The organism is Psychrobacter sp. JB193 (genome assembly GCF_002285555.1).
GTDB lineage: Bacteria > Pseudomonadota > Gammaproteobacteria > Pseudomonadales > Moraxellaceae > Psychrobacter > Psychrobacter alimentarius.
On sequence record NZ_NRGY01000001.1, the window covers coordinates 1,463,472 to 1,478,485 of the forward strand.

15 protein-coding genes are annotated in these 15,014 nt (G+C 43.1%); 5 read left to right on the top strand and 10 right to left on the bottom strand.

Annotation, left to right across the window (positions count from 1 at the left end; translation table 11 throughout):
- Nucleotides 1-17 precede the first annotated feature (17 nt).
- Nucleotides 18-1,544: an exopolyphosphatase gene (gene ppx / locus CIK80_RS06350; protein WP_062843619.1), complete on the bottom strand. Its 1,527-nt coding sequence runs from the start codon at nt 1,542-1,544 to the stop codon at nt 18-20.
- 417 nt (nt 1,545-1,961) lie between these two features.
- Here ppx and CIK80_RS06355 point away from each other — a divergent pair, with 417 nt between their 5' ends.
- Nucleotides 1,962-2,396, top strand: a complete 435-nt coding sequence (locus CIK80_RS06355) for a DUF962 domain-containing protein (RefSeq protein WP_095569278.1) — start codon at nt 1,962-1,964, stop codon at nt 2,394-2,396.
- A gap of 67 nt (nt 2,397-2,463) precedes the next feature.
- Here CIK80_RS06355 and hemL read toward each other — a convergent pair whose 3' ends face one another.
- Entirely contained in the window at nt 2,464-3,765 is a 1,302-nt protein-coding gene (gene hemL, locus CIK80_RS06360) for a glutamate-1-semialdehyde 2,1-aminomutase (RefSeq protein WP_095569279.1), read from the bottom strand.
- Between the two features lie 141 nt (nt 3,766-3,906).
- Nucleotides 3,907-4,260 carry a zinc ribbon domain-containing protein YjdM gene (locus CIK80_RS06365; protein WP_095569280.1) on the bottom strand — a complete coding sequence of 118 codons (354 nt, stop codon included), beginning with the start codon at nt 4,258-4,260 and terminating at the stop codon, nt 3,907-3,909.
- Nucleotides 4,261-4,517: 257 nt separating this feature from the next.
- Here CIK80_RS06365 and CIK80_RS06370 point away from each other — a divergent pair, with 257 nt between their 5' ends.
- The gene (locus CIK80_RS06370) at nt 4,518-5,285 is read left to right on the top strand and encodes a folate-binding Fe/S cluster repair protein (protein ID WP_095569281.1); all 768 of its coding nucleotides are present in this window, start codon (nt 4,518-4,520) and stop codon (nt 5,283-5,285) included.
- Nucleotides 5,286-5,341: 56 nt separating this feature from the next.
- On the top strand, nt 5,342-6,667 hold the full coding sequence (locus tag CIK80_RS06375; protein WP_095569282.1) for a D-amino acid dehydrogenase: 1,326 nt from the start codon (nt 5,342-5,344) through the stop codon (nt 6,665-6,667).
- A 201-nt stretch (nt 6,668-6,868) separates the two neighbouring features.
- Here CIK80_RS06375 and CIK80_RS06380 read toward each other — a convergent pair whose 3' ends face one another.
- Together CIK80_RS06380 and CIK80_RS06385 are read right to left on the bottom strand one after the other, a co-directional pair.
- Nucleotides 6,869-9,085, bottom strand: a complete 2,217-nt coding sequence (locus CIK80_RS06380; RefSeq protein WP_095569283.1) for a molybdopterin oxidoreductase family protein — start codon at nt 9,083-9,085, stop codon at nt 6,869-6,871.
- 117 nt (nt 9,086-9,202) lie between these two features.
- Entirely contained in the window at nt 9,203-9,898 is a 696-nt protein-coding gene (locus CIK80_RS06385) for a TetR/AcrR family transcriptional regulator (protein ID WP_179288330.1), read from the bottom strand.
- Between the two features lie 492 nt (nt 9,899-10,390).
- On the opposite strand from CIK80_RS06385, the gene CIK80_RS06390 reads away from it, so the two are divergent.
- Both CIK80_RS06390 and CIK80_RS06395 read left to right on the top strand, forming a co-directional pair.
- Nucleotides 10,391-10,594, top strand: coding sequence for a CsbD family protein (locus CIK80_RS06390; protein WP_062843613.1), 204 nt, complete (start codon nt 10,391-10,393; stop codon nt 10,592-10,594).
- A gap of 817 nt (nt 10,595-11,411) precedes the next feature.
- Nucleotides 11,412-11,879: a hypothetical protein gene (locus CIK80_RS06395; RefSeq protein ID WP_095569285.1), complete on the top strand. Its 468-nt coding sequence runs from the start codon at nt 11,412-11,414 to the stop codon at nt 11,877-11,879.
- A 106-nt stretch (nt 11,880-11,985) separates the two neighbouring features.
- Here the strand turns inward: CIK80_RS06395 and CIK80_RS06400 are convergent, their stop codons facing one another.
- From CIK80_RS06400 to CIK80_RS06420, 5 genes are all read right to left on the bottom strand, one after another.
- Nucleotides 11,986-12,297: an NGG1p interacting factor NIF3 gene (locus CIK80_RS06400; RefSeq protein ID WP_095569286.1), complete on the bottom strand. Its 312-nt coding sequence runs from the start codon at nt 12,295-12,297 to the stop codon at nt 11,986-11,988.
- Nucleotides 12,298-12,356: 59 nt separating this feature from the next.
- The gene (locus CIK80_RS06405) at nt 12,357-12,989 is read right to left on the bottom strand and encodes a DNA-3-methyladenine glycosylase (RefSeq protein ID WP_095569287.1); all 633 of its coding nucleotides are present in this window, start codon (nt 12,987-12,989) and stop codon (nt 12,357-12,359) included.
- Nucleotides 12,990-13,023: 34 nt separating this feature from the next.
- Nucleotides 13,024-13,449, bottom strand: coding sequence for an N-acetyltransferase (locus CIK80_RS06410; RefSeq protein WP_062843609.1), 426 nt, complete (start codon nt 13,447-13,449; stop codon nt 13,024-13,026).
- Nucleotides 13,450-13,860: 411 nt separating this feature from the next.
- Nucleotides 13,861-14,574 carry a phosphoribosylaminoimidazolesuccinocarboxamide synthase gene (gene purC / locus CIK80_RS06415; protein WP_062843608.1) on the bottom strand — a complete coding sequence of 238 codons (714 nt, stop codon included), beginning with the start codon at nt 14,572-14,574 and terminating at the stop codon, nt 13,861-13,863.
- Between the two features lie 127 nt (nt 14,575-14,701).
- Nucleotides 14,702-15,013, bottom strand: a complete 312-nt coding sequence (locus tag CIK80_RS06420; protein WP_257011713.1) for a hypothetical protein — start codon at nt 15,011-15,013, stop codon at nt 14,702-14,704.
- Nucleotide 15,014: the final 1 nt, after the last annotated feature.

Genomic DNA, 15,014 nt, shown 5'->3' on the forward strand with positions numbered 1-15,014 from the left:
AGTAACCACTCACCGTTTTAAGCAGCAACAATGCTTAGCTTCACGCCCCACTTTGCAAATTGATCGACTTCAGTATAAAGATCAGGCAGCAAAAAAGCATAATGTTCACTATCATTAGCCACCGTGATTTGCCAGCAATTATCTTCAATGATTTCTAACTGCAACTCTGGTAACTCCTGATCGCTACGGCTGTGATGCGCCAGCACCGCAAGACGCAACAGTAGACACAAATAAACGAGCTGATCGCCACCGATGTTAAGAGTTTGCTCCAGCATATCTGCTTTGAGCTTACGACGATGATTGAGCATCAGTTGTGCCATACGCTTTTGGTCAACTTGCGAAAACCCTGGGATATCAGAATACTCGAGCAAATAAGCACTGTGTTTATGATAGCTACTGTGACTGATCGCAAGGCCAATTTCATGCAAAAAAGCCGCCCGTCTGAGCAAATCACCATCATCACTACTCAGCAGCAATCTTTTCTTCACTTGCTCGAACAAAGCCCGGCTGGTTTTTACCACTTGTTTGGCTTGCTTTTTATCGCCTGAATAGCGCTTAATGAGGGCGAGTACACTACGGTCACGCACATCTTCACTCGCAAAGCGTCCAAGCATGTCATACATGACGCCTTCACGTAGCGCCCCGTCTGAATAGCTGATGGTGTCAATACCCAATACTTGCATCACAGCGCGCAGTACTGCGACGCCTGCAGGAAATATGGCTTTACGGTGTTCCTTGACACCTTCTAGATCAATATTATCGACATGACCTGTTTTGAGCAGTAATTTTTCGAGATTTTTAACGCCTTTATAGGTGATGCACTCTTGCTCATCAGCCCAGCCTTTTGATACCAAGACATTGCGCACCGCTTTAATCGTACCACTCGAGCCAACCACACTGGTCCAGCCCATTTTTTGGTAACGACCATTAATAGCGAGCACTTCTTTACGCGCACCTGACATGGCTTTGGTAAAAGCTTCTTTGGTAATTTGACCATCAGCAAAATACTTTTGCGTGAAAGCCACACAACCCATTTGCAAGCTTTCGGTCAATAGCGGATCGAAGCCTTGACCGATGATAAATTCTGTTGAACCGCCGCCGATATCAATGACCAAGCGCTTGTCGCTACTGGCATTGGTGTGAGAGACACCCAAATAAATCAATCGCGCCTCTTCCCGTCCTGCAATAATCTCGATGGGCTTTGGTAAAATTTTATTGGCATGAGCGATAAAATCGTTGGAGTTTTTGGCTTGTCGCAACGCGTTTGTTGCTACCACACGAAGACGTTCGGGTGGTACCGAATCCAAGCGTGCCACAAAACGGCTTAAGCATTCAAGACCACGCTTTTCAGCGGCCGCACTTAAGATATTATTTTCGTCCAGTCCAGCCGCCAGCTGAACCTTTTCAGACATAGAAACTACTTTTCTCACCTCACCATGATCAAGACGAGCAATGGCCAAATGAAAACTGTTGGAACCGATATCGATAGCTGCCATCATCTCATCGTCAGTGAGAGGTGGATTTTTAAGATAGTCAATAGGCATAGGAGAAATCGTTACCATGTCAGATAAATAGGAAAAATAGGGATTAAAAGTGAGACAAAGAACAGATAGAAAACTACACGGGCAGAAAACATGACATTTATGCGAACCGATGTAATTGCCACCATTAAAGCATTTATGCCAAAAACTGGCAAGAGACACAACATTGGCACATAAAGACAAACACACTATTCATGAAATAATGGACGCATGCGGCGCATCTGTTACTTGTATTCACTAGGTTGGTTTGCTACATTAAAATTTAAGAATATTATAATAGATAACAGTTACTTACTGAGTAGTTATACATATAGAGTAAAAATAAAAGCCGCAATGATGTCTACTCAAACGTGTTTTGATTGGTGCATAAATGGGTACATCATACGTGATATAATAAATGACTAGCAAGGATGCTAAACCATGAACCTCAATGACACAGCGCTCTCAACCGAAACCGCAACCACTCAGGATGGCGATTATACCAACAAGACTACCAAAACAGACCTCATAAAAGCCGATCCTTCAATAAAACAAAATTTTTACGATTTTTATTTGAATGAACATCAAAACATGGCATGTCGCCGTTTGCATTTTGCTGGCAGCAGCTTTGGTCTATTGGGTCTAGCAAAATCTGTCAAAGACCGCTCTCCAACCCCCTTACTAAAAGGTATTGCTGCCGGCTACGCCTGTGCATGGGTTGGGCATTTTTTCTTCGAAAAAAACAAACCCGCCTCTTTTAAATTTCCGCTCAAAAGCTTTGCCAGCGATTTTCGCATGTATAGTGATGTGCTACGCGGTAATCTAAGTTTAAAAGATCGCAAATACGACAGAGCCAGAAAAAAACCAGCACAGTAATGAATTTACTTGTGCTGGCAATGGTTTAAAACCACGTATTTTTAAAAAACAGCGTTAAGCATTCAAATTAACGCTTTGCCATGTCTGCAAAGATTTCATCAGCAGCCGTAATTGACGCATCAATATCTTCATTGCTGTGCTTGATTGACATAAAGCCCGCTTCATAAGCAGACGGCGCGAGATAAATACCGCGATCGAGCATACCATGGAAGAAAGTATTGAACACATCCATATCGCATTCTGTCACGTCATCAAAGTTTTTTGGCGTTTCAGTTGTGCTGTCTTTGACAAAGAACATACCAAACATACCGCCAAGCTTATTAGTACGTAGGTTGATACCATGCTTGTCAGCTGCCGCTTGGAAGCCATCAACCAGATGATCGACTTTAGCAGCTAAGTCTTCGTAAAAACCCTCTGCCGTTAAGTCTTCAAACATCGCAATACCAGCACGCATTGCTAGCGGATTACCTGATAATGTACCAGCTTGATACACGCCGCCAAGTGGCGCGATACAAGACATAATCTCTTCTTTACCACCAAACGCACCGACTGGTAGACCTGCGCCGATGATTTTGCCAAAACATGTCAAATCAGGGGTGATACCAAAATGTGCTTGTGCACCGCCCAGTCCAACACGGAAACCTGTCATGACCTCATCAAAGATAAGCACAGCGCCATTGGCGGTACATTCTGCACGCAAGGTATCATGGAATTCTTGCGCCGGAATGACCATGTTCATGTTGCCAGCGATCGGCTCCAAGATAACGCAAGCAATCTCGTCGCCCCATTTCTCAAAACAGTCTTTGATCGCTTGTGGATCATTATAAGGAATCGTAATGGTATGCTTCGCAAAATCCACTGGCACGCCTTTAGACGTTGGCTCACCGATATCGAGCATGCCTGAGCCTGCTTTTACCAGCAGACTGTCTGAGTGCCCGTGGTAGCAGCCTTCAAACTTGACGATTTTGTCGCGCTGAGTGTAGCCGCGCGCCAAACGAATCGCACTCATGGTCGCTTCTGTCCCTGAGCTGGTCATACGAATCATCTCAACACTTGGAACGATTTCGCAGATCTTGTCTGCAACCGTCGTTTCAAAAGGCGTTGGTGTCCCAAAGCTCAAACCATCGTCAGCGGCTTTTTTGACCGCATCAATGACTTTTGGATGCGCATGACCCAAAATCATTGGGCCCCAAGAACCCACATAATCAATATAAGCATTGTCTTCGGTGTCATAGATTTTGCTGCCATTGGCACGGTGCATAAAGATTGGCGTACCACCGACCCCTGCAAAAGCGCGGACGGGTGAATTGACGCCACCTGGGATATGTTTACGGGCTTGTGCAAATAGCTGTTCGTTTTTGGTACTCATAAGAATTCTCTACTTGTGGGTTTTGTTATTTTGTATCGATACGTGCCTATTTACTGGTGATAAAATCTTTGGATTCAATACCATTGGTACTGACTGGTTGTCGCTGAGCCACTCTTTTAAATCAGTCGCAGCTTTCTTTTATTACGCTTTTTTAACCACAGAGGATTTGAGCTTCATAGGGCCATAACCATCAAGTTTGCAGTCAATATCGTGACCATCGGTCGCGTCTGGCAACAGACGAATGCTTTTTGCTTTAGTGCCCACTTTGATGACGATTGAGGAACCTTTAACTTTTAAATCTTTAATCACGGTGACCGCGTCGCCATCCTGTAACTCATTACCTACCGCATCGCGGATGACGGCATTTTGGTCTTCAGCTTGCGCCGCATCCGTCTCAGCCGCCGTCCACTCGTGAGCGCACATCGGACATACCAGTAACGCACCATCTTCGTACGTATATTCAGCATCACATTTTGGACAATTAGGTAAGCTCATTATTTCCTCGGCAGCCATCGTAAATTAGGGGTATTCTGGAGCTCACATTGTACCGTAACTCGTCACCTTTAACCAATTTGTACCTTTGAAAATTGGGTATCGGCCCCAAGCTATAGCCAAGCGATGACATTTTTTATGACTGTCGGTTTTGTGGTACTCTTTGTAGCTACATCTAGATTTATTTTTACGCTTTTTTCTCATTCAATTTTGCTGCTCATATCTTTACTGAATACACTTTTATTAGAAGGATAATAATAATGACTCAAGTTTCAGACACACCAATACTACCGCAGTTTGCCCAACTCACCATTCAAGGCGAAGACGCGGAAAAATTCTTACAAGGTCAGCTTACCTGTGATGTCACCAAACTTGGACTGAGCTACCAAGCCGCCGCTATTGGTAATTTAAAAGGTCGGATTGAATTTGGTATTTGGATTAAAAAACAGGCAGAAAAACAATATGATGTGGTCATTAGTGCCGATTGTGCCGCATCTCTACAATCGCACTTGAAAAAGTTCGGGGCATTTTCTAAATTTGATACCAGCGAACCGATTGCTATTTATCCCTGTGTGCTGGCAGATGAGCCCACTTTTAGTCACAAAGAAGATCATAATACGTCTAAAGACACGCAAGCATGGATGCAATGTAGTCTTGCTACGGGCAACTATTGGATCGTTGCCGCCACTCAAGGTGAGTTCCAACCACAAGAGCTGCGACTGCATCAGCGTGGCGGCATGGACTACGACAAAGGCTGCTATTTGGGTCAAGAAGTCATTGCTCGTATCTATTTTAAATCTGCCCCAAAAGCGTTTTTACACTATGTAAAAGGCTCCAGTGTAAAAGGCGCAGGTACCGCGCCAACAGCAGGGGATAAGCTGGACAAAATCCAAGTGGTCAATACCCTAACGACGGCTGAGGGTTTTGAAGCGCTCGTGGTGGCTCGCCCAGAACATCTTGCTGAGAGTGAGTTGACGGTATTGGATTTACCGCCTGCCCTACAAGCAGATGTTGCTCGCGCAAAATAGCACCAGACAATGCGCACATTTCTTACCTATTTTACTAAAACGCAGCAGAGCGTCCTATGACACATATTGTGGTACTCGGAGCAGGTGTGGTGGGCGTGACCACCGCATGGTATCTACGTCAAGCTGGTTATGACGTGACTGTGATTGAGCGCGAATCAGCGGCAGGCATGCAAACGTCTTTTGCCAATGGTGGTCAGATATCGGTCTCGCATGCCACGCCTTGGGCCAATCCAGCCACGCCGATGAAAGCGCTTAAGTGGCTGTTTAAAGAGGACGCGCCGTTGCTTTATCGGCTCCGTGCGGATAAAGCGCAGCTCAAATGGGCCATGCAGTTTTTGCAAGAATGCCGCGCTAACAAAGCCGATGCCAATTTGGTACAAATGGTACGTCTGGGGCTGTATTCACGGGATGCCTTGCAACAATTGCGGGCTGATATTGGCATTGATTACGAGCAGCAGACTCGCGGTATCATGCATTTTTATACCAGTCAGGCTGAGTTTGATGCCGCTCTCAAACCTACAGAACGCATGCAAGCACTTGGCTGTGAGCGCTACGTCATTGATATCAATAACGCCGTGAGTCTGGAGCCAGCGCTTTATCACATTGCTCACAAACTCACAGGAGCGACGTATACCAGTCGCGATGAATCTGGCAATGCGCACCTCTTTACCCAGCGGCTTGCTCAGCGCTGTATAGAAGCGGGCGTCCGTTTTTTATATGACACCGAGATTCTAGCTATTAATACCGACACGCAAACCAGTCGACCGCATATCCACAGCATTACCATCAGACCCAAAGGCGAAAACGCCCAAACCTTTAGTGCTGACAGCCACGTATTGGCGCTTGGCAGTTATAGTGTGCCATTGATGAAGACGCTTGGTATTCATCTGCCTATTTTTCCGGCAAAAGGCTATTCAGCCACTTATCAAGTCAATCCTCGTGCGCCGCACCATGCTCCTTTTATCAGCCTTATTGATGACGAATTTAAGCTGGTGACTTCACGTCTTGGTAACAAACTACGAGTCGCAGGGACGGCGGAGTTTAATGGCTATAATTTAGACTTAAATACTGTTCGCTGCGAAGCCATTACCAAGCGCGTACAGCAATTATTTCCAAAAGGCATCATTGCAAACTCTGTCCAGTATTGGACAGGACTGCGACCTATGACGCCCTCTAATGTGCCTTTAATTGGACGCGCCCATGTGGGTCAAGTTCGTCACGGCAGTCATAATGTGGATGCGACCTACGATAATTTGTGGCTCAATACTGGTCATGGAACGCTTGGTTGGACACATGCCTGCGGGTCAGCAAAGGCGCTGAGCTTATTGATGCAAGGCGAGGTGCCCGCTGTCGATTTTGACTTTGTGGGCATAACCGCATAAAAAAGGCGCTTTATGTAACGATAGTCAGTCCTAAATAAAAAAAGAACCTCCATTATCATGCAATACTGATATAAAGTTTTCTTACTTGCTGTACCTTTACGGACAGAGGCGGCGCAAAATTTGTATCAGTCTCGCTATCTTTATTTTATAGTGGATAAACTACATATGAGCGCTTTTTTATACAAGCTAAGTCTGTCTAGCCTAGGCTGCACTGCTGGATTCGCTGTCAGATGCAGTGGTTGCTGAGTCAGTAGTGTCCAGATTAGACGTTTCAGGCGCGACTGCCTCTAATTGCACTGGCACGCCATTCACCGCTGCATTACCACTTAATGTATCAATCAATGTATCATCTGTCAGATCGTTCACACTGACACCAGCATGGGCTTGCGCAATTTTTTGCTTAACGCCTTTACGTCCATGACCAAAACCATGCGGAATACTGACAACACCCGGCATCAGATCATTGGTCACTTCTGCTGTAATGACCACGCTGCCTACTCGAGAGGTCACTCTCACATCTTGACCGTCTTTAATACCGTGCTGCTCTGCTGTTTCTGGATGCAGCATGAGCGTACAGCGCGACTTACCCTTTACCAAGCGCTGGCTGTTATGCAACCAAGAATTGTTGCTGCGCACATGACGACGACCTATGAGTAAGATTTTTGTGTCATCATACTCTTGAATCATCGCTTGTACACGATCCAAATCTGCTTGATAAAAATCTACATTTAGATTAATTTTCTGATCTTTGTGCTTTAACGCTTGTGGCAGCATTGGTTTGAGGGGCCCCAAGTCAACGCCGTGCAGATTTTTTTTCAATTTTTTTAAATTCAAACCTTTATAGGGGCCGCGTCTTAGGCCTTGATCAAGTATGAATTTGGGTCCAAAAAGAGTGATGAGCAGGCGTTCAACCTTAGTAGCCATCGATACTTTTTTATCCAGACGCTTTGCCAGCGCCAAATAAATCTGCCAATCGTGTTTGGCTTTTCTATGTTTACGAAATAAGGCTTTTGAATATTTGGCGACATTGTGTACCGCAAAGTTGTTAAAGGTCACGTCGTAATGGTCGCGCTCTAATGGCGAGACGGGCGGCAAGATAATATGAGCGTGACGACTGGTTTCATTAATAAAATAATCCAACGACACCATAAAATCTAGGCTTGCCAGCGCTTTATCCAATTTTTCACCATTGGGTGTGCTTAAGACAGGATTGCCTGCAACCGTCATAAATCCTTTTAGTTGTCCCTCGCCGTCTACCAGCATCTCCTCCGCCATGGTAACCACTGGATAGTCGCCATTGAAATCGGGCAAATTATTCACGCGGCTGTGACGCTTACCCAAATAGCCAGGACCTGAGTTATTGACCACATCGACCGCAGGGTTGGGGAACATCAAGCCACCGATTTCATCTAAGCGCCCAGTCACGATGTTCATCACCATAATCAGATATTGACTCAACAAGCCAAACGCTTGCACTGAGACGCCCATGCGCCCATAACAGACAGCGCTCGGTGCTTCACAAAACTCTGTCACCATACGTTTGATATCAGCTGCGGCAATACCAGTAATACTGGCCACTGACTCTGCACTATAGTCTTTGGCAAAGTCTGCGATTCGCTCAATCTCTGGAGCTAAAGACGCCGCTTTATTATTGTTAAGCCGTGCTTTATCGGCATAGCCTTGCGCGTAGATTTCGTTCAGCATTGCTAGGAGCAATAACACATCGGTCGCTGGGCGTATGAAATGGTGCTCGCTTGCAATCTCTGCGGTTTCGGTTCGTCTTGGGTCAATCACCACCACTTTACCATCGCGAGCTTTGATGTCTTTTAGTTTTTGGCGCATGTTTGGTGCGGTCATAATACTGCCGTTAGACGCTAGCGGATTACCACCTATGATGAGCATATATTGGGTACGATTGATGTCAGGAACAGGAATACGCAGCATATGACCGAATAAATGCATACTCACGATGTGATGGGGTAACTGGTCGATGGAAGTGGCAGAAAAACGACTGCGCGTCTTGATGCTACCCAGTAGATGCTTAATCGTTAGCATCCCGCCCAAGTTATGCACGTTTGGATTGCCAAGGTAGATCCCAAGGGCGTTTTTGCCATGTTTTTGCTGTACGAATTTGATGCCTACTGCTACTTTGTCCAAGGCATCAGGCCAGCTAATTTCTTTCCAGCCATCTTTCGTTCTCTCGACAGGCTGGCGCAAACGATCAGGGTCTTCATGTAAATCCTGCAAGGCAGTCGCTTTTGGGCAAATATACCCTTGTGACAACGGGTCATCCTTATCACCCTTAATCGATAGTACTTTTTCACCATCGTGTTTGATGACGATACCGCACATCGCTTCACACAAATTACAGGTCCGAAAATGTGTTTGTTCGTTGTCCTGCACAGCTTTGCTACTCATGGTTACGCTCCTTATTATATGTTTACGATCATCCTTGCTACATAAATTCCATTTCATAATAGTGTGATAACCATCACTTTTTTACGAGGTTGCTCACCACAGTACTTTTTATATTGATTAGTGACAGCTTTCGTGAAAAAAACTACTAAACAACACATCAAAATTTTTGCACAAGATAGCAATGGCCTGCGACCTTGAGTATCGCTCTTGATGGCAGCCTATTATCAACTCATGGACTTGCGCCACAGCCACATCAACGCAGAGATTGACTTGAGAGGCTTCAAAAGAACACTGCGCTGACGTCAATCCTTGGGCAAATATCTCTGCCCATGACTCTTTTATTTCACCAATCAAGCGACCCAAACCTTTACCTGATAAACGATCAGTGACACCGCCCTTTTGGCATATCTCTTGATGTTCTGCCTGCGTTGTCGCACGCAAACCATCTTCGATTAAGCGCTGAAACAGCTCGATATTCTGAAAAGCTGCATCAAAAATCATGGTCAAACAATACTGGCAACGCTGATAAAACTGCTCGCTTGTCAACGTTGTATAGTCCTTGAGCATAGTTATCCAAGCCGTACGCATGGGTGAGAGATAGTGATGTTTGAGCTGCTCACTCAACTCGTTTTGTAGCGACTCCAAGCTATCGAAATGATTATAAAAGCTGGGCTGTGCAATACCGGCATTTTTTGCAATCTTGTTCATACTCATGCCACAAGCGCCTTCTGCACTATAGAGTTGCAACGCACTTTTTAGCAGAGCATGCCGTGTTTTGGCTTTGGCTCGCTCACGCTTTGATTCTTTAGGCATTTCAGTCGCTATGTCTATCAAATTCATTGGGTCAAATGTATCCATTGTCCATTTATACGAGCTTTATAAAGTATTTATTAAATATGATGATTATTAAATATAAAAATAATTTCAACTATAAGCCTATAGCCATTTCTCTAACAAGTCTATCATTAAGTGTTTAACGCCCGTACATAGATTTAGGACAAAGGCGTTGAGCGACGCTATAACCGTGATTATCTTTGCTAAATTTGCTTACGGTTTTTACGTAGATTACTGAGAAAGCGCGTCAGTTATTACACAAATAAGCGGCTTATAACACAGAAGTGTAAATCACTATAATGGAGAAACACTCTAAACATTGACTATACAGACAAGTCGATTAGGAATGCCTATATTAGATATCACCAGTTGGCTTATATATGAGCTTGCTGAGTAAAAAGGTAATGAATAAAAGACAGATGGAACAATTGTCTTTACAACCACTTTTATAATAATAGAAGGAATATAATAATGAACGAACATACTCTAAAAGGTGACTGGAACCAGATGAAAGGCTCAGTAAAACAAAAATGGGCTGATCTTACTGATGACGATCTACTACATGTTGAAGGCAGTCGTGACAAGTTAGTAGGTAAAGTCCAAGAACGTTACGGTCACAATAAAGAAGACGCTGAACGTGAAGTTGATGCTTGGCGCACTGAAAATAAATACTAATTTTATTTAGTTATTGCTTTGTAAAAGTTAAATTGTATTACGAGCAATAAATAGAACGAGTAATAGATAGATTAAAAATACCAGACAATAAAAAACCGTATGAGGATTCATACGGTTTTTTTAGTTTGCACAATTCATAAAGAATCAAACGATTGTGTATTTGGCATATGTTATTAAGATGATAAATAAATAAGCAAAATCCAGATACGATAAAACCGCATAACACTCTTGTTATGCGGTTTTATTGTTAACCATCCATGTTACCTATCACCACTGCTTCCTATGCATCCTTGCATGATATTCAGTATATTGTGATACTGGGCATCCTGCCCTTTTTACTACACTTAACAGCATACTACTGCTGTCACTGGCAAAACTTATGTGTCCTTACTTCATTTATCATCATCATCCTGATTCTAATAAATGACTCATTATCCTTAATGCGGTTCACTCAATCCTTGAGTCACACTTCCTAATGCCGTATGAACATAATGCTTGAATCCTAACCTGCTGTTAAGTCGCGTAAGCGTCATTGCGTGTAAGCATATGCTTACAACACTCTTATTATTAAACAATAATTACAACTTATTAACGCACAGGACACGTAATATCAAGCTTTGTCACTTATGATAGATAATGTAAGAAAAGATTTCTAAATATAGAAATTGTCTTTTATATTTTAATTACCTTCAAAAGCTACCTAATATAAGTATTTTGAAATGTGATTTTTTACCATTCATAACATGCAATACCTTTTTGGCCACTAATAACCTCACTATTAGCCAGCTATTTTAACCCTATCATAGGACATTGGATTATGAACTTCTCAAACCTTTTTTCATTTAAGACAGTGGTATCTACGAGTCTGGTCGCTGCATTATTAGGTACTACTGTCGGCTGTACCGTTGCAGGTCCAGGTTATGGCTATGACAATCGCCCTGTTTATCGTGATAATAGTAATAACGACAATGCCAATTACAATCGTGCTAAGCAACAGCTACGCGAAAACTTGCGCCGTCAAGGTTATCAAGTCATGGACATCAGATCTGATAACTACCGCGGTGATCGTGCCCTAACGGCCCACGTTAGAAAAGACAATCAGAACTATGAACGTCAGTACGCCTACCCTAGCCTTAGACTGATTAGCTCAAATAGAACTGGTTGGTCAAATAATGGGGAGCACAATAAATATGATAAAAAGCATCCTAATAAAAATAAGTACAAGAACAATGGCAAACATAAAGACAAGCATCATGATAAGCGCAACAAGCATCGTTGGTCTTAAAACGCGTTTACGCTTTTGACATCCCTACGCTATGGATGCCTTAGGTCAAATAAACCCAATGTTGGTTTATTTGACCTTTTTTATGCTTTAAATAATATCAATGCCTTTAAAGTTCCAATACCTTAATCACATCATAGGCGGGCGTTTCATAAGGGTGGGTATGTTTTAATGCAGCAATAGTCGCTTCAATGGCGTTTTCCTCAACCACCATCTCCACTCGCCACTCATCAACGGTTTCAAGACAATTGTGTGTACCAATATGCGGTGTACTACCAGTCAATGGCATGAATTGTCCTGTGCCCTGCACTTGCCAGCAGCACTGTTCATAATCACCGATCGTCCCTGCGCCCGCGGCAAACAAAGCCGACTTTACTGTATCTAAGGCATCATTAGGAACGAATACTGTCAGCTTATACATGTCTCTACCTCATAAAATGGCGTTAAGATAAAAGTGGCTATGTACATTTGCACAGATACCTATTTTTTGGATAAAGACGGGTGATCCGTCCATACATAGCGTAGTAGCCAGTCTTTGGCATCACCAGCATAATCGATCCCAATACGAGGGCGCAATGATATGGTCGGTGCACAGCCATCATCTTCTATCCAAACATTGGATGTAGGCTCAATTGATTTTCCATATAAGTCACGGTCAATCTGCAAACGTTTTGTGAGTTTGCCCGGACCAGCAAACTGTTTGGGATGAGTCAGTTGCTTGTCTGCGCTTTGATATTGCTCATCAATCAGACGATCACTATCTTCTGTCAAAAATCCTGCTCGAATCAAAACCGATTCAGGCGACTCGGCAGCCGCTGTGATCATATTGAGTAAGTGATGGATGCCATAGGTTAGATAGACATAAAATACGCCGCCTTGTGCATACATGATCTCAGTGCGTTCCGTCCGCGTTCCTGCATGGGAATGACAGGCAGGATCTTCTAAACCAATATAGGCTTCGGTCTCAGAAATGCGCATTCGCAAAACTTTTTCTGATCCGTCGCTGTCGGTCAGTTTTCGACATAGGACCTTACCTACCAAATCAGCGGCCACCACACAGGTTGGACGCGTAAACCAAGCTGGCTCTAAAACGGTTGATGAAGCAGTAGACATTAGCGAAGCCTTTTCTTACTTGTGAAATTGGAAGTTATATACTTGTGCTCATGGTGTATTCCTGACGTCCTGTATGCTCATCAATTTGTTCGCTGACAACAGTAAAACCTTGCGATAGATAAAAGTTAAAACTTGGCTCATTTTCTTTATAAACAGAAAGAACAATATTTTCCCTTTGCTTTTTTGCATGGTTCATTAATTGCTTACCGATACCTGCTCTCTGATTCTCAGGAGATACAAAAATAGCAGCCAAAGTATTTTCATGTAAAGAATAAAAACCTAGTACTTTGGACTCTCTTTCGTAAACATAATTTTCTGAAGCTGGTATGTAGATATTCCGCATATTATTTACTTGCGACCTCCAAAAATCAGGCGCAATAAAATCATGTGCTTCGATAGACGCTCTTAACCAAATATCCAATAATATTTCGATGTCATCTTTTCTGTATTTTCTAATCATCTCTAATGTCAACTCATAAATAAGAATTTAGGGTATACTCTAATATGATAATATCTTTTTAACATTTAGTAGTTTGGCTGGTTCATATCTTTGTCTATCAGAGTAGAGTGGTCAATTTTAAATATCGGATACACCTCAATAATAATTCTTTTAGCGTATGGCTCTTGATAGTTCAAGTATGCTCAATATTAATGTTTCATCTTGATATATATAAGCAGATATAGCCGAATGCTTAATATCTGTATAGTGCGCCAATTGTAAATAGACTATGACTATTTTAGTAAGTTAAGACGTCGATACTATTGGCCTACAACCAAAAATTCAAGTCCTCATTAGGAAATCCAAATTAATCTAATACCATAAAAAAACTGAGCACATGGCTCAGTTTTTTTGACGTTAATTATCGAACCTTTAGCTCAGTGGCACACCAATACGGTTAGCCACTTCTTCATAGGCTTCGATCACATCGCCTAGTGACTGACGGAAACGATCCTTATCCAGTTTCTTCTTAGTTGTCTTGTCCCAAATGCGGCAACCATCTGGAGAGAACTCATCTCCTAATACGATGCGGTCATGGAACACGCCAAATTCTAATTTAAAATCAACCAGTATCAAATCGCCTGCTTCAAACAACGCTTTTAGTACATCGTTGACTTGATATGTCAGCTCTTTCATTCTAGCCAGCTGTTCTTCAGTTGCCCATTCCAGCGATACAGACAATGATTCATTGACCATCGGATCACCAAGGGCATCGTCTTTATAAAACAACTCATAAGTAGGCGGCGTCAATGCTTGGCCTTCTTCTAAGCCCAAACGACGAACCAAACTACCTGCAGCAAAGTTGCGAACCACGCACTCAACTGGAATCATATCCAAACGCTTGACCAATACTTCATCATCAGACAACTGCTTTTCAAAATGCGTTTCAATGCCAGCATCCGCCAATTTTTGCATGATAAAAGCGTTAAAGCGATTGTTGACGACACCTTTGCGTGCCAATTGTTCGATACGCTTGCCATCAAGCGCTGAGGTGTCATCACGGAAATGTAGAATCAAAAGATCATTGTCTTCTGTTTCATAGACAGATTTGGCTTTGCCTTTATACAGCAGTTGTTGCTTTTGCATGAGAGGAGTCCTGTTCGTTCAAGCTTATGTGGTAAAAACGCGCAGCTACCGCTGAGTCTTATATTACTACATTAATCTCATTAGATTAATTGCAATAAAAGCCAGCGGTATAGAGAAGGAGATAGAATTAGTTTGCGGGTGTGCTCACCGTGCGCTGAGGTTTTGGCAGTTGATACTGACTACCTGATTCATTCTGTAGTGTCAGCGTATTTGCCCCTGCATTTGGCGTTGGGTACAGTGGTACAAATGGGGCCGTTTCTTTGTCAGCTGGTAGCGCTATTGGCGCAAGCTTTTTGCTTTGCTGATATTCTAAACTGCCATTGTCACGCTTACCAAGCACGTTTTTCACACTTTGGCAGCCGCTTAATACGATGGTGCTACCTAAAATTAGGGTCAACATCGCAGGGAATATTTTTGCAGTCTTTGATGATACTGTCATC